Source organism: Polynucleobacter sp. HIN5 (genome assembly GCF_030297555.1).
In the GTDB taxonomy this organism is placed as follows: Bacteria; Pseudomonadota; Gammaproteobacteria; order Burkholderiales; family Burkholderiaceae; genus Polynucleobacter.
Genome location: NZ_AP028136.1, coordinates 1,703,564 through 1,722,398, shown reverse-complemented (window position 1 = coordinate 1,722,398; position 18,835 = coordinate 1,703,564). Strand labels below are relative to the sequence as shown.

Sequence of the window (18,835 nt, the reverse complement as noted above, 5' to 3'; positions counted from 1 at the left end):
ATTTATGTCGATGCGCAGTCATACCTGTGGTCAGGTTACTGATTCTTTAATTGGCCAAGAAATTACCCTTGCAGGCTGGGTTAATCGCCGACGCGATCATGGCGGTGTCATTTTCATCGACCTACGCGACCGAGAGGGCTTTGTGCAAGTGGTTTGTGATCCAGACCGTCCCGATATGTTTAAACAGGCCGAAGAGGTTCGTAACGAATACTGTATTCAAATTAAAGGCTTGGTTCGCGCAAGACCCGCTGGAACCGAGAACCCAGACTTAGTGAGCGGTAAGGTTGAGGTTCTGTGCCACGACCTGCGTGTATTAAATGCCTCGGTAACTCCACCATTTCAGCTTGATGATGACAACCTCTCTGAAACGACGCGTTTGACCCATCGGGTCTTGGATTTGCGCCGTCCGCAAATGCAGAAGAATCTGCGTCTGCGCTATCAGGTTGCCATGGAAACCAGACGCTATTTAGACGCCGCTGGCTTTATTGATATTGAAACACCAATGCTTACCAAAAGTACTCCTGAGGGTGCACGTGATTATCTGGTGCCGTCACGCGTACACGATGGCCAATTCTTTGCTTTGCCCCAATCGCCCCAATTATTTAAGCAATTATTAATGGTGGCTGGTTTTGATCGTTATTACCAAATTACGAAATGCTTTCGTGATGAAGATTTACGCGCTGATCGCCAACCTGAATTTACCCAAATTGACTGTGAAACCGCATTCTTAGATGAACTTGAGATCCGCTCTCTCTTTGAAAATATGATGCGACATATTTTTAAAACCGTGATGAAGGTGGAGCTACCCAATCCATTCCCAATCATGCCGTATTCAGAGGGAATGGCGCGTTATGGTTCCGATAAACCCGATTTACGGGTTGCGATGGAATTTACTGAGTTAACCGACCTGATGCGTGATGTGGATTTCAAAGTATTTTCGGGGCCCGCCAATCAAGAAGGTGGTCGGGTTGTGGCCTTATGCGTTCCTGGTGGAGCAGAAATCAGCCGTAGCGAAATCGATGATTACACGCAATTTGTATCGATCTATGGCGCTAAGGGCTTGGCATGGATTAAGGTCAATTCAGTTGCAGAGGGACGCAATGGATTGCAGTCGCCGATTGTAAAAAATCTACACGATGCTGCAATTGCTGGAATTTTAGAGAGAACCAAAGCAAACGATGGCGACCTGATTTTCTTTGGCGCAGATAAAACGAAGGTCGTTAATGATGCGATTGGAAATCTTCGCCTGCGGATTGGTCATTCGGATTGGGGTAAGAAACACGGTCTCTTTACAGAAGGCTGGAAGCCATTATGGGTGGTTGATTTCCCAATGTTTGATTACGATGAAGATGATGCCCGTTGGGTTGCCTGTCATCATCCCTTCACAAGCCCTAAAGATGAGCACCTGAAGTTATTGGAAACCGATCCTGGCAAATGCCTGGCAAAAGCCTATGACATGGTATTGAATGGCAGTGAGATCGGTGGTGGATCGGTTCGTATTCATCAAGAGGCTGTCCAAAGTCAGGTATTTCGTGCCCTGAAGATCGGACCAGACGAAGCAAAAGCAAAATTTGGTTTCTTATTGGACGCTCTGCAATACGGCGCCCCTCCCCATGGAGGGATTGCCTTTGGATTGGATCGTATTGTGACCATGATGACCGGTGCGGAGTCGATCCGCGATGTGATTGCCTTCCCCAAGACTCAGCGCGCACAATGCTTGTTGACGCAAGCTCCAAGTCCTGTCGATGAGCGTCAATTGCGTGAACTGCATATCCGGTTACGCAATACCAATCCGGTGGGTTGATTTGAAAATCCCGATTTCGGTTTTAGTCCTTATTCATAACAGAAATCGGGAAGTCCTCCTGCTCGAGCGGGCAGATCGGCCAGGATTTTGGCAATCCGTTACTGGTAGCCTTGATTTTATCGATGAGCCATTCGAGAGCGCTGCAATTCGAGAGGTGGCCGAAGAGACGGGTATTGACGTCCAAGCCTTGCCTTTAGGCTCCCTACAAAATCTTCATCACGCTGTGCAGTATGAGATTTATCCAGGGTGGCGTCATCGCTATCCCCCGGGGGTAGAGCGCAATACGGAGCACTGGTTTGCTTTGGAGGTTCCAGCAAATGCTGCAATTCGGTTAGCTCCTCGGGAGCACCTGCAGTATGTTTGGCTGCCGTATCAAGAGGCTGCACAAAAGTGTTTTTCTCATACCAATCGGGATGCCATTTTGCAGTTTTATAACGATTCCTCTCAGTTGACACGATGAGAGGCGCTCAGAACCAGCCATCGGGTGGCATGCTGCCCATCAAGCGAGCCGCTAATCGTTCGGATTGGCAAGTCATTAAAGATCTTTTGCCATATCTGTTTGAGCATCGCTTTCGGGTTCTCTTTGCCATGTTGTGCTTAGTGGCGGCCAAATTTGCTAACTTGGGCGTCCCAATTGTTTTAAAGGACCTGATTGATGCCATGAACATCAAACCCGGTTCTTTGCAAAGTTATTTAATCGTTCCTGCTGGCCTGATTGTGGGATACGGTGCCTTACGCTTACTTGCTTCGTTGTTTTCTGAGTTACGCGAATTACTTTTTGCAAAAGTGACCCAAAGTGCTGTGCGCAAGATTGCGTTACAAGTATTTGAGCATTTGCATGCCTTGAGCTTACAGTTTCATTTGGGTCGCCAGACCGGCGGAGTGAGTCGCGATATCGAACGTGGCACACGCGGTATTCAAACTCTGGTTTCATTCTCGCTCTACAGTATTTTGCCAACCATGATTGAATTCGCTTTGGTGTTGGCATATTTCGCTTATAACTACGATATTTGGTTTGCAATCATTACCTTTGTTGCATTAGTCGTTTATATTTTTTATACGATCAAGGTAACCGAATGGCGCACCCATTATCGGCGAACGATGAATGAGATGGATTCGAAAGCCAATCAACGTGCGATTGATTCCTTAATTAACTTTGAAACCGTGAAGTATTTTGGAAATGAGCATTTTGAAGCGCGTCGCTACGACGAAAATCTCAAACATTACCAGTCTGCTGCGATCCTCTCTCAACAATCCTTAGCCATCCTCAATCTAGGCCAGCAGGCCATTATTGCGGTTGGCTTAGTCTTAATTCTATGGCGAGCCACTCAGGGCGTGGTCGATGGATCGATGACCTTAGGTGATTTAGTGCTTGTGAATACGCTCATGATTCAGCTATACATCCCCTTAAATTTTTTGGGTGTGATCTATCGCGAAATGAAGCAGTCGATCACTGATATGGATCATATGTTCACGCTTTTGAATGAAGATCAAGAAATTAAAGACTCTAAAGATGCCAAGCCTTTACTTATCCGGGATTTTGCTAAGGGTCCCGAGGTTCGGTTTGAACATGTCTATTTTTCGTATAACAAGAAGCGTGAGATTTTGAAGGATTTGAGTTTTACGATTCCAGCTGGGACCATTACTGCGGTAGTTGGGCAAAGTGGGGCTGGCAAAAGTACCTTGGCGAGACTCCTCTTTCGCTTCTACGATGTGCAGTCAGGCGCGATTCTATTGGATGGCCAAAATATTCAAGATGTGGAGCAAGCCAGCCTGCGCAAAGTGATTGGTATTGTTCCTCAAGACACCGTCTTGTTCAATGACACGATTGCCTACAACATTGCCTATGGAAGTCCACAAGCAAGTCGTGAGGCAATTGTGGAGGCGGCGCGTGCCGCACAGATGAGCCAGTTTATTGAACATCTGCCAGAGGGGTACGACACCCCCGTGGGTGAACGTGGACTCAAGCTTTCCGGTGGCGAGAAGCAACGGGTTGCGATCGCTCGCACACTCTTAAAAAAGCCTGCTTTATTGATTTTTGATGAAGCGACTTCTGCCCTCGATTCAAGGACCGAGCGCGCCTTTCAGGAAGAATTATTTAATTTGGCAAAAAATCGGACCACATTAATCATTGCCCATCGACTGTCAACCGTGGTTCATGCCGACCAAATCCTAGTGATGGATCATGGGCAAATCATTGAACGCGGCACGCATTATGAACTTTTAGAGTCCAATGGCCGCTATGCCTCCATGTGGCAATTACAAGAAAACGCACCGATTGACCCTGATCAAGCCATTGATAATTAGGCTTAAAATGGGTAGATGCAAACCACACAGCCCCCCTCAAGTCGTCAGCTGCATTTAGAGGGCGCGTTCGCGGCGGCACTCGCTGTTGCGGATCCTAAGAAAATCGTTCCAGAGTATCTTGCCAAAATTTTTCCTGAGGGTAAGGCTCCGCAAGGTCGGTGTCTTGTCGTTGGCGCAGGTAAGGCAAGTGCTGCGATGGCAAGTGCTTTAGAGGCCTATGCCAAAACCCATTGGCCAAATGCATCCATTGATGGCTTAGTGGTCACTCGTTATGGCCATGCATCACCTACGCAACAGATCAAGATCGTTGAGGCCGGTCATCCGGTACCTGATCAGGCTGGAATGGATGCTGCTGCAGAAGTATTGCGCTTGGTTAGTACCTTACAAGCTGGGGATACTCTGATTGCGCTTGTTTCTGGTGGCGGTTCGAGTTTATTAACTTTGCCGCAGCCAGGAATTACGATCGACGACATGCGCAAGACCACCGAAGCTTTACTCAATAGCGGTGCGCCGATTGAGGAGATGAATATCGTCCGCAAACATTTATCAGCCATCTTGGGCGGTAATTTGGCGCGTGCTGCTCTTTCGCGCGGCGCCCTGGTTGAGGCTTTGCTCATTTCAGATGTTACTGGCGATCATCCAGCGGACATCGCGAGTGGGCCATGTGCAGCTGATTACTCAAGTTATGGTGATGCATTACAGATTTTCGCGAAATACCATTTGGATGAACGAAGTATTCCAGCTTCCGTATTAACCCATTTGCAAAAAGGACTGGTGGGTGAGATCCCAGAAACCTTAAAGCAAGCGGACATTGATCAACATTGCTATCCCCTGCGCAACCATGTGATTGCAACGGCACATCGCAGTCTTGAGGCTGCTGCGCAATATTGCAAAGGCCTTGGATACACTGCCATTATTCTGGGGGATACGATAACCGGTGAAGCTAAAGACGTTGGTCTTGTGCACGCGGGGATCGCACGTGAGTTAGCCCATCATGCCAGTTGGGGGAAACTCCCCGTGGCACTCATTTCAGGTGGGGAGTGCACAGTTACTTTGCCACCCGGGACCGACGGGCGCGGCGGCCGTTGTTCAGAGTTTCTCTTATCTTTATTTGCAGCGACTTCTGACCTAAAGACGCTATCTGCTATTGCCGCTGATACGGATGGCATCGATGGAAGTGAAAAAAATGCAGGTGCGTGGTTCACCCCTGAAGTACGGTTGAATGCTCAAGAGAAAGACTTGCGTGCCGGTCGCTTTCAACAATCGCATGATTGTTACGGTTTCTTTGCTGAACTAAATACCCTAGTTCATACAGGCCCGACCTTAACCAATGTGAATGATTTTCGAATGATTTTGATCGACTGACCATGAACAGAACGCTTACCATCACGCGCCCAGATGATTGGCATTTGCATGTCCGAGATGGCGCTGTCTTAAATGATGTCTTAGCGCATACTGCTGCTCAATTTGGGCGCGCAATCATCATGCCCAATCTGAAGCCACCGGTTACCACGGTTGATTTAGCCAAAGCCTATGAGGCTCGGATTCAGGTGGTATTAAAGCGGCTAGGGATTACCCACTTCTCTCCCCTCATGACCTTATATCTCACAGACAACACGTCAGCGAACGAGGTCAAAAAAGCGAGCGAGAACGGTATTATTGGATTTAAGTTATATCCCGCAGGCGCCACAACGAATAGTGATGGCGGTGTCACGGATATTAAAAAAGCATATCCAGCTCTAGAGGCGATGCAGCGTTATTCAGTACCCTTATTGATTCATGGTGAAGTTACTGAGCAGGCGATTGATATCTTTGATCGTGAAGCTGTTTTTATTGATCGTATCTTAGACCCCATTCGCAAGCACTTTCCAGAATTACGTATCGTGTTTGAGCACATTACCACTAAGCAGGCGGCCCACTATGTGCGTGATGCGAATACCGATGGTAAGAAAACCTTAGCTGCAACGATTACAGCTCACCATTTACTCATGAATCGGAATAGTTTGTTTACTGGCGGTATTCGTCCCCACCACTATTGCTTACCTGTTTTAAAGCGCGAGGAGCATCGAGTTGCATTAGTGGAAATGGCAACTAGCGGTAACCCACGCTTCTTCTTGGGAACGGATAGCGCTCCGCATCCAAAAGGTGACAAGGAGAGTGGTTGTGGGTGTGCTGGGTGCTATACCGCGCACAATGCACTGGGTCTCTATGCAGAGGCTTTTGATAGTGTTGGAAAACTGGATCGACTCGAGGGATTTGCCAGTCATTTTGGTGCTGACTATTACGGCTTACCACGACATACAGAAACAATTACTCTGATTAATCAACCGCAGACTGTACCATTTGAGTACCCTATGGGAGAGTCGATTCTGGTGCCTTTGCGTGCGGGTGAAACGATTGGCTGGTCCATCGCCCAATAATTTAGCAGTACAAATTCCTTTCCTCGTTTAGACTGTCATCGCAGAGTTAACTAGGCAATCGCTGCTTTCGTAAGAAAGGAGAGGAAAGTCCGGACTCCATAGGGCAGGGTGTTGGCTAACAGCCATCCACGGTGACGTGCGGAATAGGGCCACAGAGACGAGCGTATTGAGTTACGGTGAAACGCGGCAACCTCCACTCGGAGCAATCCCAAGTAAGCAAATGTTGACATGGCCCGTCGAGTTTGCGGGTAGGGAGCTTGAGCCTGCAGGTAACTGCAGGCCTAGAGGAATGATTGCCCCTTAATGCAAATTAGGGCGACAGAATCCGGCTTATCGGTTAACTCTGCACTACTTCAAAGCTATAGGTAATTTCAGCTGTTTTGCCAAGCATTGCAGTGGCTGAGCAATACTTGTCGTGAGATAGCGCAATCGCCCGCTCCACCTTACTAGGATCTAAGTTTGAGCCCTTCACCAAAAAATGTAGATTTATTTTGGTGAATACCTTCGGATCGGATTCTGCGCGCTCCGCTTTTACAGACACCTCACAGCCGCTCACGGCTTGACGGGAGCGCTGTAGGATTAAAACCACATCAAAGGCTGTACAACCGCCGGCCCCTGCCAGTAAGAGCTCCATCGGGCGAGGCGCTAAGTTATTCCCGCCAGCCTCGGGGGCACCATCCATATTGAGGATATGGCCTGTACCCGTCTGAGCCATAAACGCCATCCCAGCATCAGGCAACCAGTTTATTTTGCATTCCATCATATAAAAATCCTCAAATAATAATATTTCTATTTAAATCAATACGTTATATCAAAAAGTGGCTCTGTAAGTCTTATATAAAAGATAGGGTAAACCCAAATTTTTTCTTGCAATGCACAAGATTTAGTCCTAAAATCTCTTCATTGATGTCAACCTTGATTTACTAAAAGTCGTTTTTTACAAATCAAGTTTGCATTCTACTGATGTCTCCTCCACCCAAACATTGGTGGATTTCAACCCGGGATTGATTCCCGGGTTTTTTTTGATATACAATTCAATGCTTTACTGAATTACCGATTCGGTCAGCGGTAATTTGTTGGACCAATTGAGAAGTTTGATCTGCGAGCCTGCAAGCATAAGCGGAGCCAAAGTGCGATTTCTGAGTTGGAGTGTGTTGACCAAACAATTTGAAAGTAATCATGAAAACCTTTTCCGCAAAACCGCATGAGGTAAAGCGCGAGTGGTTCGTGATTGACGCTACGGACAAAGTCCTCGGTCGTGTCGCCAGTGAAGTGGCACTCCGTCTACGCGGCAAGCACAAACCCGAATTTACCCCTCACGTCGATACTGGCGATTTTATTGTCGTCATCAATTCGTCCAAACTTCGTGTCACTGGAAGTAAGGGACTTAATAAGATTTATTACCGTCATAGTGGCTATCCTGGTGGTATTAGCTCGACCAACTTTGACAAGATGCAAGCTCGCTTTCCAGCGCGCGCTCTTGAGAAGGCCGTAAAAGGCATGTTGCCCAAAGGCCCCCTTGGCTATGCCATGATCAAGAAGCTCAAAGTCTATGGCGATGCTACGCATCCCCACACGGCTCAACAGCCTAAACCTTTAGAGATTTAAGGAAGCGATATGTACGGAAATTGGAACTACGGAACAGGACGTCGCAAGAGCTCAGTGGCTCGCGTCTTCATTAAATCAGGTAAAGGTGAGATTACCGTGAATGGCAAGCCCATTGACGCTTATTTTGCTCGTGAGACTTCGCGGATGATCGCTCGTCAGCCTTTAGCGTTGACCAGCAATCTAACCACATTTGATATTCAAGTGAACGTTAGCGGTGGCGGGGAGACCGGCCAAGCTGGTGCCGTGCGTCATGGTGTAACCCGTGCGCTGATTGACTATGATGCGGCACTTAAGCCAACTCTGTCAAAAGCTGGATTAGTCACTCGTGATGCTCGTGAGGTTGAGCGTAAGAAAGTTGGTTTACACGGCGCTCGCCGTCGTAAGCAATTTAGTAAGCGTTAAGCGACACCGAAATGTCTGGAAGGGGCCGCTTATGCGGCCCTTTATTTTTATACAATTTGTCTATTGATCAGTGGCAATGGAGAAGAGCATGATTAAAGTCGGTATTGTGGGTGGCACGGGGTATACGGGCGTGGAATTGCTTCGCCTTTTGGCCCAACATCCTCAGGTCCAATTGCACTCGATCACCTCTCGATCCGAAGCTGGCATGGCGGTTGCAGAAATGTTTCCATCCTTACGTAATCGGGTGGATTTGAAATTTACTACTCCAGAAAATGCCAAGCTTACGGAGTGCGACGCCGTATTTTTTGCGACCCCTCACGGCGTGGCAATGGCACAGGCCAAAGAGCTACTCGCAGCGAATGTGAAGATATTGGATCTTGCTGCAGACTTTCGTCTTCAGGATACCAAGGTCTTTGAGCAATGGTATGGGATGCCGCATGCATGCCCGGATATCCTGAAGGAGGCGGTTTATGGTTTGCCTGAAATCAATCGGGAGAAAATCAAGCAGGCTCGGGTTGTTGGTTTGGCAGGTTGCTATCCAACCTCCGTGCAGTTAGGGCTCGCTCCACTGCTATCGCCAAAGAACAACTTTTCAAAGTCTCTCATTGATGCTCAACGAATCATTGCCGACTGTAAATCTGGCACTTCAGGCGCTGGCCGTAAAGCCGAAATTGCTACCTTGCTGTCGGAGGCAAGCGATAACTTCAAAGCGTATGCTGTTAAGGGTCATCGTCATTTACCTGAGATTACGCAAGGCTTGAAGGCCATTGCAGGGCATGATCAGGTAGCCTTAACCTTCGTACCTCATCTAACCCCGATGATTCGGGGGATCCATTCAACCTTATACGTTCAATTAACACCAGAGGGTAGATCGGTCGACTTTCAGGCGGTGTATGAGGGTTTTTATGCCAATGAGCCCTTCGTGGACGTCATGCCGGCGGGAAGCCATCCAGAAACCCGCTCGGTGCGCGGCTGTAATGGCATGAAGATTGCGGTTCATCGGCCTGGCGGTGGTGACACTCTTGTTATTTTGGTGGTTGAAGATAATTTGGTAAAAGGTGCGTCAGGCCAAGGTGTCCAGTGCCTAAACATCATGTTTGGCTTTCCTGAATCGATGGGCTTAGAGCAGATCGCCCTCATGCCATGATTCACCCTGTGCAAATAGGGGAATTAGAGCCTACAATCAATAATATAGATGCCTAAAAGGGAGTAATCATGACCGCTACCAATACCGCTGTTGATCAAGACTCAGCCATGGCTGAGCCACCAGTTCCGTTGATTTTTACGGATAGTGCAGCCGCTAAGGTTGCTGACTTAATTGCCGAAGAAGGAAATCCTGAATTAAAGCTCCGTGTTTTTGTTCAGGGTGGAGGATGTTCTGGATTTCAGTATGGATTTACTTTTGATGACGCCGTTAATGAGGATGACACCAGTTTTGAAAAAAACGGCGTGACCTTGTTGGTCGATTCAATGAGTTTTCAGTACCTTGTGGGCGCGGAGATTGACTACAAAGAAGATATCAACGGTTCACAGTTTGTGATCAAAAACCCAAACGCAACCACTACCTGTGGTTGCGGCTCATCTTTTTCAGCCTAATTGATTTCAGGCAGGGTAGAGCGTCCCAAGGATTCGTGAACCTTTTGCTCCAGTAACGGCCGGCACATTTGCTGGCCGTTTTTGCATGAAGGCCCACGCCAACCAAGCAAACGCCAGACTTTCAACCAGTTGGGGATCAACCCCAAATTGGCCTGATGACTCAATCGTTAGACGCGGTAGCTGATGGCGGGCCTGAATTTTAAGCAGCTCAAGTAAAGCAATATTCTTTACTCCACCCCCACACACAATCAAGGTCTGAGTATTGCTCGCAAACGAGCGTAATGCATTAAGAATGCTATCAATCGTAAGTTGCAAGAGAGTAGCTTGAACATCTTCAGGGGCAAGCGATAGCCCTGTCATCAAATGATTTAGCCAGTGCAAATTAAAGTGATCACGCCCCGTACTCTTGGGAGGAAGCTTTGCAAAGTAAGGGTCTTGTAACATCCGTGATAAGAGTTCTGAATTGGGCGTGCCGGTACTGGCCCACCGTCCGTCATCGTCAAACGCTTTCCCAAGATGGTGATGCACCCAGGCATCGAGTAATAAATTACCTGGCCCACAATCAAAACCAGTCACTTCGCCAGATGCTGGAAGAATCGTTAAATTAGCAATCCCACCAATGTTCAAAATGGCACGATTTTCAAGGGGATCATAAAACTGTTCACGATGAAAGGCGGGTACTAGAGGCGCACCTTGACCGCCAGCAGCTATATCGCGCGCACGAAAATTAGCAACGACGTTCATACCAGTGAGCTCAGCCAATAGGGCGGCATTTAGACTCTGATGGGTATAGCTTTTAAGCGGATCGGATGCGGGTTGATGACGCAGGGTTTGCCCATGGGCACCAATCGCAGATACCGCGCTGGGCTGAATATTTTGAATCCGCAACAGCTCTTGGCATACCTGTGCGTAGGCATTGGCAAGCGCGTTGGCTGCAAGGTGTTCGCGGTGAAGCTCATGATTAGTAGCAAATTGCAATTCGGCAAGCTCTGACCTCAGGTGCGCATCAAACCTGACACTATGGGACTGAATCAGCCGGGCTTTGCCCGTAGCATCGATTTCGGCCAAGACTGCATCGATACCATCGAGGCTGGTTCCCGACATGAGCCCAATCCATCGAGAGCTCGAGGCGTTTGCTTGATTAGAATTCAAGGGTGTGGCGAACTTTCTTGAGAATGCGACAATATCACGTTAACGATATTAAACCCTTAATTTAACTGAAAAAAATAGGTATGAGCACAAAACCCTATCCAGTAACCCCACGCGTTCTTGAGGCTATGGAAGTTACCAAGCGTGGCTGTGAGGAGTTATTGGTCGAGGCAGATTGGTTGCAAAAATTAGCGCGCAGCGAAGCAACCCACAAACCCTTACGAATTAAACTGGGCTTGGATCCAACTGCGCCGGATATTCATTTGGGGCATACCGTTGTTCTTAACAAGCTACGTCAGCTTCAAGATCTAGGTCATACTGTCATTTTCTTGATTGGCGACTTTACCAGCATGATTGGTGATCCGTCGGGTCGCAATAGTACTCGTCCACCGTTAACCCCGGAAGAGATTGCAGTCAATGCAAAAACATATTATCAGCAAGCCAGCATCATCTTAGATCCCAGTAAAACGGAAGTGCGTTACAACAGCGAGTGGTGCGATGCCTTAGGTGCGCGCGGCATGATTACCTTAGCGGCTAAATATACGGTCGCTCGGATGCTGGAGCGTGATGACTTTACCAAGCGCTATCGGGGCGGTGTGCCGATTTCGGTGCACGAGTTTCTATATCCATTAATGCAGGGTTATGACTCAGTGGCTTTACAAAGTGATTTAGAGCTTGGAGGGACTGATCAAAAATTTAATCTTCTCGTCGGTCGTGAACTACAAAAAGAGTATGGCCAAGAGCCCCAATGCATCTTGACGATGCCTCTTTTGGTGGGTCTTGATGGGGTTGAGAAGATGAGTAAGTCCAAGGGCAACTACATCGGTATTAACGAGCCTGCCAATGAGATGTTTGGCAAGGTAATGAGTATTTCGGATGAGCTCATGTGGAGTTACTTCACATTGTTGTCATTTAGACCGATGGCCGAAATCGATCTGATGAAGCAAGAAGTCGCTGCGGGCCGAAATCCACGCGATTGCAAAGTGTTATTGGGTCAAGAGATCGTGGCCCGTTTTCATTCGCAGGCCGCCGCAGAGAAGGCGCTGGAAGACTTTAATCATCGCGCCAAAGGTGGAGTGCCCGACGATATTCCTGCGCTTGAGTTAACTGGAGCTCCACTGGGCATTGCTGCTCTTTTGAAAGCCGCCAATTTGGTGCCATCGACCTCGGAGGCCAATCGCAATATTGAGCAACATGGTGTACGTATTGATGGGTCAGTCGTGAGTGATAAGACCTTGAAGTTAGAGCCTGGTACTTATGTGGTTCAAGTTGGCAAGCGCCGTTTTGCCAAAGTGACGCTCTTAAAATAAGGTCACTTAGTCGAGCAAATCGAGGTTTGCAGATCTGCTTGGCGCCTTGAGGCCAAAATGTTCATAACACTGACGGGTGGCAATACGACCACGCGAGGTGCGTTGTAAATATCCTTGCTGAATCAGAAACGGTTCCAACACGTCTTCGATGGTGTCGCGTTCTTCGCCAATGGCTGCAGCTAAATTATCAATACCGACTGGACCGCCATTAAATTTATGCAAGATTGCTTCAAGAAGCTTGCGATCCATCACGTCAAAGCCCATTGGATCAACATCTAGCATGGCTAGGGCAGCGTCAGCCATTGACTTCGTTATTACCCCGCTGCCCTTTACTTCTGCATAGTCTCGAACCCTACGAAGTAATCGGTTCGCAATCCGAGGAGTACCGCGGGCTCGACGAGCGATCTCGCTGGCGCCCTGAGGGTCAATCTGGGCGTTGAGTAAAGTAGCCGATCGTTCAATGATCTTCGTGAGTTCGTCCGAAGAATAAAACTCAAGTCTTGCCACAATCCCAAAGCGATCGCGCAAGGGATTGGTTAGCATACCAGCACGCGTCGTTGCTCCAATTAAGGTAAAGGGCTTGAGGTCCAACTTTACGCTGCGGGCTGCAGGACCCTCACCAATCATGATATCGAGCGAATAATCCTCAAGAGCAGGATAAAGAATCTCTTCAACGACTGGTGAGAGCCGATGAATCTCATCAATAAAAAGGACATCGTTTTCTTCGAGGTTGGTGAGAAGTGCGGCAAGATCACCGGGGCGATCCAATACTGGACCACTGGTTTGTCGAAGATTAACCCCAAGCTCTCGGGCAATGATGTGCGCTAGGGTCGTTTTGCCTAAACCGGGTGGGCCGAACAATAAAACATGATCTAAAGCTTCTTTGCGTTTACGGGTCGCATTGATGAAGATTTCGAGTTGTGAGCGTGCTTTGCTTTGACCAACGTATTCATCGAGTTGCTTTGGCCGAAGGGCCCGCTCAAATACGGCTTCGGCTTGCCCAGCCCCGGGGCTGACAATTCGCTCATCACCACCATCAGCATCTAAATTATCAGTATGAATTGCCACAGCTTAACCTTTTGAAAGCGCTTTGAGAGCGATCTTAATCCCATCGGAGACGCTCGTGTCAGCAGGGATTTGACGAACTGCCAGATGCGCCTCTTTATCGGAGTATCCCAAGGAAACTAATGCTTGAATCACCTCGGAGGTGGTATCGGGCTTACCGGATGCATTCTGGGAAATTCCTAAATCGGGGGCTAATTTGCCCTTGAGTTCTAACAAAAGGCGTTCAGCCGTCTTTTTACCAATACCAGGAACTCGGACTAAGGCACCTGGGTCTTGGGTCGCAATGGCTTGAATCAATTCACCTACACTCATGCCCGATAGCACCGCCAGAGCAGTGCGTGCCCCAACCCCGCTGATCTTGATGAGTGATCGAAAGGCATTGCGTTCGGCGTCGGTGGCAAAACCAAATAATTGTTGTTGATCCTCGCGCACATGGAAATGCGTGAGGAGGGTAATCATTTGACCAACAGGTGGTAATTGATAAAGGGTGCTCATCGGCACGTCGACCTCATAGCCGACCCCATGGCAATCAATCAGCAATTTAGGAGCTGAAATCGTAATAAGTGTGCCATGGATGCGTCCAATCATGATTCTATCTTAACGCTTTGCTTTAGTCATTTGAACTTGATGATGGTGAGCTGCACAAATGGCGACCCCAAGTGCATCGGCTGCATCAGGCGATGGACTTTTTTTGAGCTTGAGTAAACGCTTTACCATTTCTTGCATTTGTGTTTTGCTAGCCCGACCAGTACCGACGATTGCCTGCTTCACACCACGCGCGCTATATTCAGAGACTGAAAGACCGGTCGATACAAGGGCGGCAATCACAGCGCCTCGTGCTTGACCCAGCATCAAGGTAGAGCGTGGATTGACATTTAAAAAGATTTCTTCTATGGCAGCCGCATCTGGCTGATAGCGAAGCAGAACCTCTTGGACGCCCTGATACAGGGTTCCGAGACGATGAGGCAAACCTAAGGCAACTTCGCCACTCTCAATTGTCCCCGAACTAATGTAGCGTAATTGTTGACCTTCGAGCTCAATGACGCCAAAGCCAGTGGTTCGTAAGCCAGGATCGATACCTAACCAGCGCATGATTAATGTCTAAAGTGCCGAGTGCTTGTAAATACCATTGCAATGCCATGCTCATTAGCCGCTTCAATCACTTCAGGGTCGCGCATACTGCCCCCGGGTTGAATGACACTAGTCGCGCCTGCAGCCACCACCACATCCAGACCATCACGAAACGGGAAGAAGGCATCACTCGCAACCGCAGAACCTTTGAGACTTAGGCCAGCATGCTCAGCCTTAATGCTTGCAATTCGGGCAGAGTCAATCCGACTCATTTGACCGGCACCGATTCCTAAGGTCATGCCATTGGCGCAATACACAATTGCATTGGACTTCACAAACTTGGCGACTCGCCAAGCAAACATCAGATCTGCTAATTCAGTGGGGGTCGGCTGACGCTTAGTCACCACCTGCAACTCTTGGGGAAGTACATTTTTTGAATCACTCGATTGCACTAACAGGCCGCCCCCAACGCGTTTGAAGTCAAATTGATTAAGAGGACTAGCCCCTTGATTGGGAAGCGGAATTTCAAGAAGACGCACATTTTGTTTGGAAGCAAAAATCGCCTTGGCAGACTCGGTAAAAGAGGGCGCGATGAGTACCTCAACAAATTGTTTGGCAATCGCTAAGGCACAGGCTTCATCGCAGGGACGATTGAGTGCAATGATTCCGCCAAAAGCAGAGGTTGGATCAGTTTGCAATGCTTTTAGGTAGGCTTTTTCTACGGTATCTGCAATCGCCACACCACAAGGGTTGGCATGTTTAATAATGACACACGCCGCTTGATCGCGACTAATGGATTTGACACATTCCCAAGCAGCATCCGAGTCAGCAATATTGTTAAATGACAACTCTTTGCCTTGAAGCTGTTGGTAATGAGCGAGACTGCCAACAGGTGGTACGAGGTCCTTATAAAACGCTGCCGATTGGTGAGGGTTCTCACCATAGCGCATTTCTTGAACGCGCTCAAATGCTAAATGCAGAGTCTGTGGATAGGGATGGCGCTTTTGATGATCTTGCGTATCGTCTAAAGAGCTTAAGTAGTTCGCAATCGCTCCATCATATTGAGCGGTATGGGCAAACACTTTTTTAGCAAGCGCTAAGTTGGTTGCAAAAGAAACTGTATTCTGATTACGACGCATCTCATCCAAAACTAGTTCGTAATCAGCTGGGGAGATGAGTACGGTGACATCTTGATGATTCTTAGCAGCGGCTCGTAACATGGCTGGTCCGCCAATATCAATATTTTCAACGGCCTCTTCAAAGCTGCACTTGTCTTGACTAACCGTTTGCGTAAAGGGGTAGAGATTAATCACCAATAGATCAATGGGCTCAATCCCATGCTTGGCGATGGCGGCCATATGCTCTTTGGAGTCGCGACGGGCCAATAAGCCGCCATGAACCTTTGGGTGCAAGGTTTTGACCCGACCGTCCAACATTTCAGGAAATTCAGTAAGGCTTGCCACTTCGGTAACCGGTAAGCCTTCTTGGGCCAACAGTTTGGCGGTGCCGCCAGTGGAGATCAGTTTTACGCCTAGGCCATGGAGTGCTTGGGCAAACTGAACAATGCCGCTTTTATCGGATACGGAGAGGAGGGCTGTACGAATCATGATTAGATTAAGCGATGCTCTAAAAGTTTTTTGCGTAGGGTGTTGCGGTTAATACCTAAATACGATGCAGCTAAGGACTGGTTTTGTTTGGCATGCGCCATGACCAGCTCTAACATCGGCTTTTCAACCACACTCAAGACCATTTGATAAATATCATTGGGCGGGGTACCTTTGAGGTCATCGAGGTAGCGCTGCAGATTGATCTCAATGCACTCCGTAACGGGATGTTTATTACTTTTCATGATAGGTCAATTAGGCTGCTTCTAAAAATAAAAGGTGATCCGAGTGGAGCTTCATCTCATCAAAATAATCATTGACGAGTTGCAGTTGGGTTTTGCAATCCTCAGCACTATTCATTTGGTGACGAAATGCATGCGAGTTGCGTAAGCCCTTGCAATACCACGCAATATGCTTACGTGCGGTTCGTAGACCCGTGTACTCACCATAGAATGCGTAGTGATCGAGTAAATGCTCATTGAGGATCGCTTGAATTTCATGAATCCGCGGAGCAGGCAAGAGCTCACCTGTTTTTAAGTAGTGATCAATTTCCCGAAAAATCCAGGGCCTGCCCTGTGCTGCTCGTCCAATCATGAGTGCATCTGCCCCAGTGATGCGCAGAACCTGCTTGGCTTTCTCGGGGCTGTTGATATCGCCATTCGCAACCACCGGAATGCCGATACGGCTCTTCACTGCCGCAATCGTTTCATATTCAGCGTCACCATGATACAAATCCGCTCTGGTACGGCCATGAATCGTGAGCATCGAAATTCCAGCCCCCTGCGCAATTTTTGCAATCTCTTGCGCATTCTTATGATCACGATCCCAGCCAGTTCTAATTTTGAGTGTCACGGGGACCGCATCAGGCCCAGTGCCAACGGCCTGAACCACCGACTCCACAATTTGCTGTACTAAAGGTTGATCTTTTAAGAGGGCAGAACCTGCCGCGACATTACATACTTTTTTAGCTGGGCAACCCATATTGATATCGATGATTTGGGCGCCTCGATCCACATTCAAGCGAGCTGCTTGCGCCATCATAATTGGGTCAGCCCCTGCAATTTGGACTGCGATGGGTTTGAACTCACCAACATGATTGGCGCGCCTTAAGGTTTTTTCACTATTCCATAGCATGGCATTGGATGCGATCATTTCCGAGACCGCATAACCTGCCCCTAATTTTTTACATAATTGTCGAAAGGGGCGATCGGTGACACCAGCCATCGGCGCAACAAATAGAGCATTGGCTAGTGAATAAGGACCGATTTGCATACCGAGGGAAATGGATCTAGATTGGAGGCACCACTGTACCACACCCGCTACCCAACTGCTTAATTTTTAGGCAATCTAGCGCCGGCCAAACATCATTTGCTTAGCGAGCGTGACTTTCACAGGAGGTAGCCAGGCGAGTGCGCCAAGCGCAAGACTACGCGAGACCTGAATGGGGAATAGGGGCGAGGTAAACACGCGTGCTAAGAAGTCAGTAATGCCAATCGTTGCGCGCCGATCAACTTGACGGCTTTTTGCATAGTCAAGCAGTTGGGCGTTCACGGCATCAGGCGTTACCGCGTGTGTTTGCTTAAAGAGATCAGCGAGTTTCTCGGCGAGTAAGTAAGCGTCGCGTAAGCCAAGATTCAGGCCTTGGCCAGCTACCGGATGCAAGGTCTGCGCGGCATTACCAATCCATACCTCATGACCCGTGCAAATGTCTTTGCGATAGTTAAGACCCAGATCGTAGAGACGGCGATTGGTGATATTGGTAAATCGACCCAGACGCTGACCAAAACTGTGTTCTAGTTCGTTGAGAAACTCAGTATCACTGAGAGCCATTCGGCGTTGACTGGACTCTGGGGAGGCGCACCAGACCAGATTATGCGTATGAGGTCCTAAATGCGAGGGTAGCAGTGCAAGCGGGCCCTCATCGGTAAAGCGCTCCCACGCCTGATGGGCAATTGGATGCTCAACATCCACGGTACCCACGAGGGCCGCTTGACGGTAATCGCGGCCAGACTCGACCCAATCCTGTTGCTTAAACAGTCCGCCCTCGGCATGAACGATGCATGCAGCTGGTGGCGTATTGAAGCTTTCATCCGCATTGTGATGCCACACAAAATTCGGTGAATGGGTCCTCAGAGCTCGCAGTGCCTTTCTAAGGGTCAGATGAATATCGCGATAGCGACTAATATGGCCCAAGGCATCTTGCCCCAGTTCTTCGCGTGTCATTAGGGCTCGACCAAAGCGACCGACCTGAGAGACGTGAATTTGGTGAATCGCAGGGCAATTGGATGGCCAAGCATTGATCGTATCCAGTAACAATTTACTGCCATGCGATAGAGCGATGCCGCGTTGGTCGCCCGACTGAATTTGCTCATCACCCTCTGGATTACGATCAATCAAGGTCAGATTCATGCGCGGATTTTTCTGTAAAAGCCAGGCGGCACAGGCGAGACCCACAGGACCTCCACCTTGGATAACAACGGTATGGGATGGGTTCATACG

Annotated in this window: 19 protein-coding genes and 1 other RNA gene; 11 read left to right on the top strand and 9 right to left on the bottom strand. The window is 48.5% G+C overall.

Features of this window, described 5'->3' with window-relative positions:
• The first annotated feature begins 4 nt into the window (after positions 1 to 4).
• From aspS to rnpB, 6 genes are all read left to right on the top strand, one after another.
• Positions 5 to 1,804: an aspartate--tRNA ligase gene (gene aspS / locus QUE61_RS08660; RefSeq protein WP_286306825.1), complete on the top strand. Its 1,800-nt coding sequence runs from the start codon at positions 5 to 7 to the stop codon at positions 1,802 to 1,804.
• A gap of 1 nt (position 1,805) precedes the next feature.
• Positions 1,806 to 2,264 (top strand): dihydroneopterin triphosphate diphosphatase, encoded by a 459-nt coding sequence (nudB, locus tag QUE61_RS08655; protein ID WP_286306824.1) that lies wholly within the window; start codon positions 1,806 to 1,808, stop codon positions 2,262 to 2,264.
• A complete protein-coding gene (locus tag QUE61_RS08650; RefSeq protein ID WP_286306823.1) occupies positions 2,261 to 4,111 on the top strand; it encodes an ABCB family ABC transporter ATP-binding protein/permease in 1,851 nt (616 codons plus the stop codon). Before nudB ends, QUE61_RS08650 begins: the two co-directional genes overlap by 4 nt.
• A gap of 15 nt (positions 4,112 to 4,126) precedes the next feature.
• Positions 4,127 to 5,476 carry a glycerate kinase type-2 family protein gene (locus tag QUE61_RS08645; RefSeq protein WP_286306822.1) on the top strand — a complete coding sequence of 450 codons (1,350 nt, stop codon included), beginning with the start codon at positions 4,127 to 4,129 and terminating at the stop codon, positions 5,474 to 5,476.
• A gap of 2 nt (positions 5,477 to 5,478) precedes the next feature.
• Positions 5,479 to 6,531 (top strand): dihydroorotase, encoded by a 1,053-nt coding sequence (gene pyrC, locus QUE61_RS08640; protein WP_286306821.1) that lies wholly within the window; start codon positions 5,479 to 5,481, stop codon positions 6,529 to 6,531.
• A gap of 42 nt (positions 6,532 to 6,573) precedes the next feature.
• Positions 6,574 to 6,880, top strand: an RNA gene (gene rnpB / locus QUE61_RS08635) — RNase P RNA component class A.
• Here the strand turns inward: rnpB and QUE61_RS08630 are convergent.
• Positions 6,869 to 7,291 carry an OsmC family protein gene (locus QUE61_RS08630; protein ID WP_286308346.1) on the bottom strand — a complete coding sequence of 141 codons (423 nt, stop codon included), beginning with the start codon at positions 7,289 to 7,291 and terminating at the stop codon, positions 6,869 to 6,871. The two genes, rnpB and QUE61_RS08630, sit on opposite strands and share 12 nt — an antisense overlap.
• 419 nt (positions 7,292 to 7,710) lie before the next feature.
• Between QUE61_RS08630 and rplM the strand changes: the two genes are divergently transcribed.
• From rplM to erpA, 4 genes are all read left to right on the top strand, one after another.
• Positions 7,711 to 8,139 (top strand): 50S ribosomal protein L13, encoded by a 429-nt coding sequence (rplM, locus tag QUE61_RS08625; RefSeq protein ID WP_108509103.1) that lies wholly within the window; start codon positions 7,711 to 7,713, stop codon positions 8,137 to 8,139.
• 9 nt (positions 8,140 to 8,148) lie between these two features.
• Positions 8,149 to 8,541 (top strand): 30S ribosomal protein S9, encoded by a 393-nt coding sequence (gene rpsI / locus QUE61_RS08620; RefSeq protein WP_108509102.1) that lies wholly within the window; start codon positions 8,149 to 8,151, stop codon positions 8,539 to 8,541.
• A gap of 88 nt (positions 8,542 to 8,629) precedes the next feature.
• Complete coding sequence (argC, locus tag QUE61_RS08615; protein ID WP_286306820.1) at positions 8,630 to 9,688, top strand: N-acetyl-gamma-glutamyl-phosphate reductase; 1,059 nt, start codon at positions 8,630 to 8,632, stop codon at positions 9,686 to 9,688.
• Between the two features lie 68 nt (positions 9,689 to 9,756).
• Entirely contained in the window at positions 9,757 to 10,137 is a 381-nt protein-coding gene (gene erpA / locus QUE61_RS08610; protein ID WP_286306819.1) for an iron-sulfur cluster insertion protein ErpA, read from the top strand.
• Between the two features lie 6 nt (positions 10,138 to 10,143).
• On the opposite strand, the gene QUE61_RS08605 is transcribed toward erpA, so the two are convergent.
• The gene (locus QUE61_RS08605; RefSeq protein ID WP_286306818.1) at positions 10,144 to 11,289 is read right to left on the bottom strand and encodes an anhydro-N-acetylmuramic acid kinase; all 1,146 of its coding nucleotides are present in this window, start codon (positions 11,287 to 11,289) and stop codon (positions 10,144 to 10,146) included.
• Between the two features lie 80 nt (positions 11,290 to 11,369).
• Here QUE61_RS08605 and tyrS point away from each other — a divergent pair, with 80 nt between their 5' ends.
• Positions 11,370 to 12,596: a tyrosine--tRNA ligase gene (gene tyrS, locus QUE61_RS08600; protein WP_286306817.1), complete on the top strand. Its 1,227-nt coding sequence runs from the start codon at positions 11,370 to 11,372 to the stop codon at positions 12,594 to 12,596.
• A gap of 6 nt (positions 12,597 to 12,602) precedes the next feature.
• On the opposite strand, the gene ruvB is transcribed toward tyrS, so the two are convergent.
• From ruvB to QUE61_RS08565, 7 genes are all read right to left on the bottom strand, one after another.
• Positions 12,603 to 13,664, bottom strand: coding sequence for a Holliday junction branch migration DNA helicase RuvB (gene ruvB / locus QUE61_RS08595; RefSeq protein WP_286306816.1), 1,062 nt, complete (start codon positions 13,662 to 13,664; stop codon positions 12,603 to 12,605).
• 3 nt (positions 13,665 to 13,667) lie between these two features.
• On the bottom strand, positions 13,668 to 14,249 hold the full coding sequence (gene ruvA / locus QUE61_RS08590; RefSeq protein WP_286306815.1) for a Holliday junction branch migration protein RuvA: 582 nt from the start codon (positions 14,247 to 14,249) through the stop codon (positions 13,668 to 13,670).
• A gap of 9 nt (positions 14,250 to 14,258) precedes the next feature.
• Complete coding sequence (ruvC, locus tag QUE61_RS08585; protein WP_286306814.1) at positions 14,259 to 14,753, bottom strand: crossover junction endodeoxyribonuclease RuvC; 495 nt, start codon at positions 14,751 to 14,753, stop codon at positions 14,259 to 14,261.
• A 2-nt stretch (positions 14,754 to 14,755) separates the two neighbouring features.
• Positions 14,756 to 16,339, bottom strand: coding sequence for a bifunctional phosphoribosylaminoimidazolecarboxamide formyltransferase/IMP cyclohydrolase (gene purH, locus QUE61_RS08580; RefSeq protein ID WP_286306813.1), 1,584 nt, complete (start codon positions 16,337 to 16,339; stop codon positions 14,756 to 14,758).
• Between the two features lie 2 nt (positions 16,340 to 16,341).
• Entirely contained in the window at positions 16,342 to 16,581 is a 240-nt protein-coding gene (locus QUE61_RS08575; protein WP_108509095.1) for a helix-turn-helix domain-containing protein, read from the bottom strand.
• Positions 16,582 to 16,591: 10 nt separating this feature from the next.
• A complete protein-coding gene (gene dusB / locus QUE61_RS08570) occupies positions 16,592 to 17,608 on the bottom strand; it encodes a tRNA dihydrouridine synthase DusB (RefSeq protein WP_286306812.1) in 1,017 nt (338 codons plus the stop codon).
• Between the two features lie 75 nt (positions 17,609 to 17,683).
• Positions 17,684 to 18,832 (bottom strand): FAD-dependent monooxygenase, encoded by a 1,149-nt coding sequence (locus QUE61_RS08565; RefSeq protein WP_286306811.1) that lies wholly within the window; start codon positions 18,830 to 18,832, stop codon positions 17,684 to 17,686.
• Between the last annotated feature and the right edge of the window lie 3 nt (positions 18,833 to 18,835).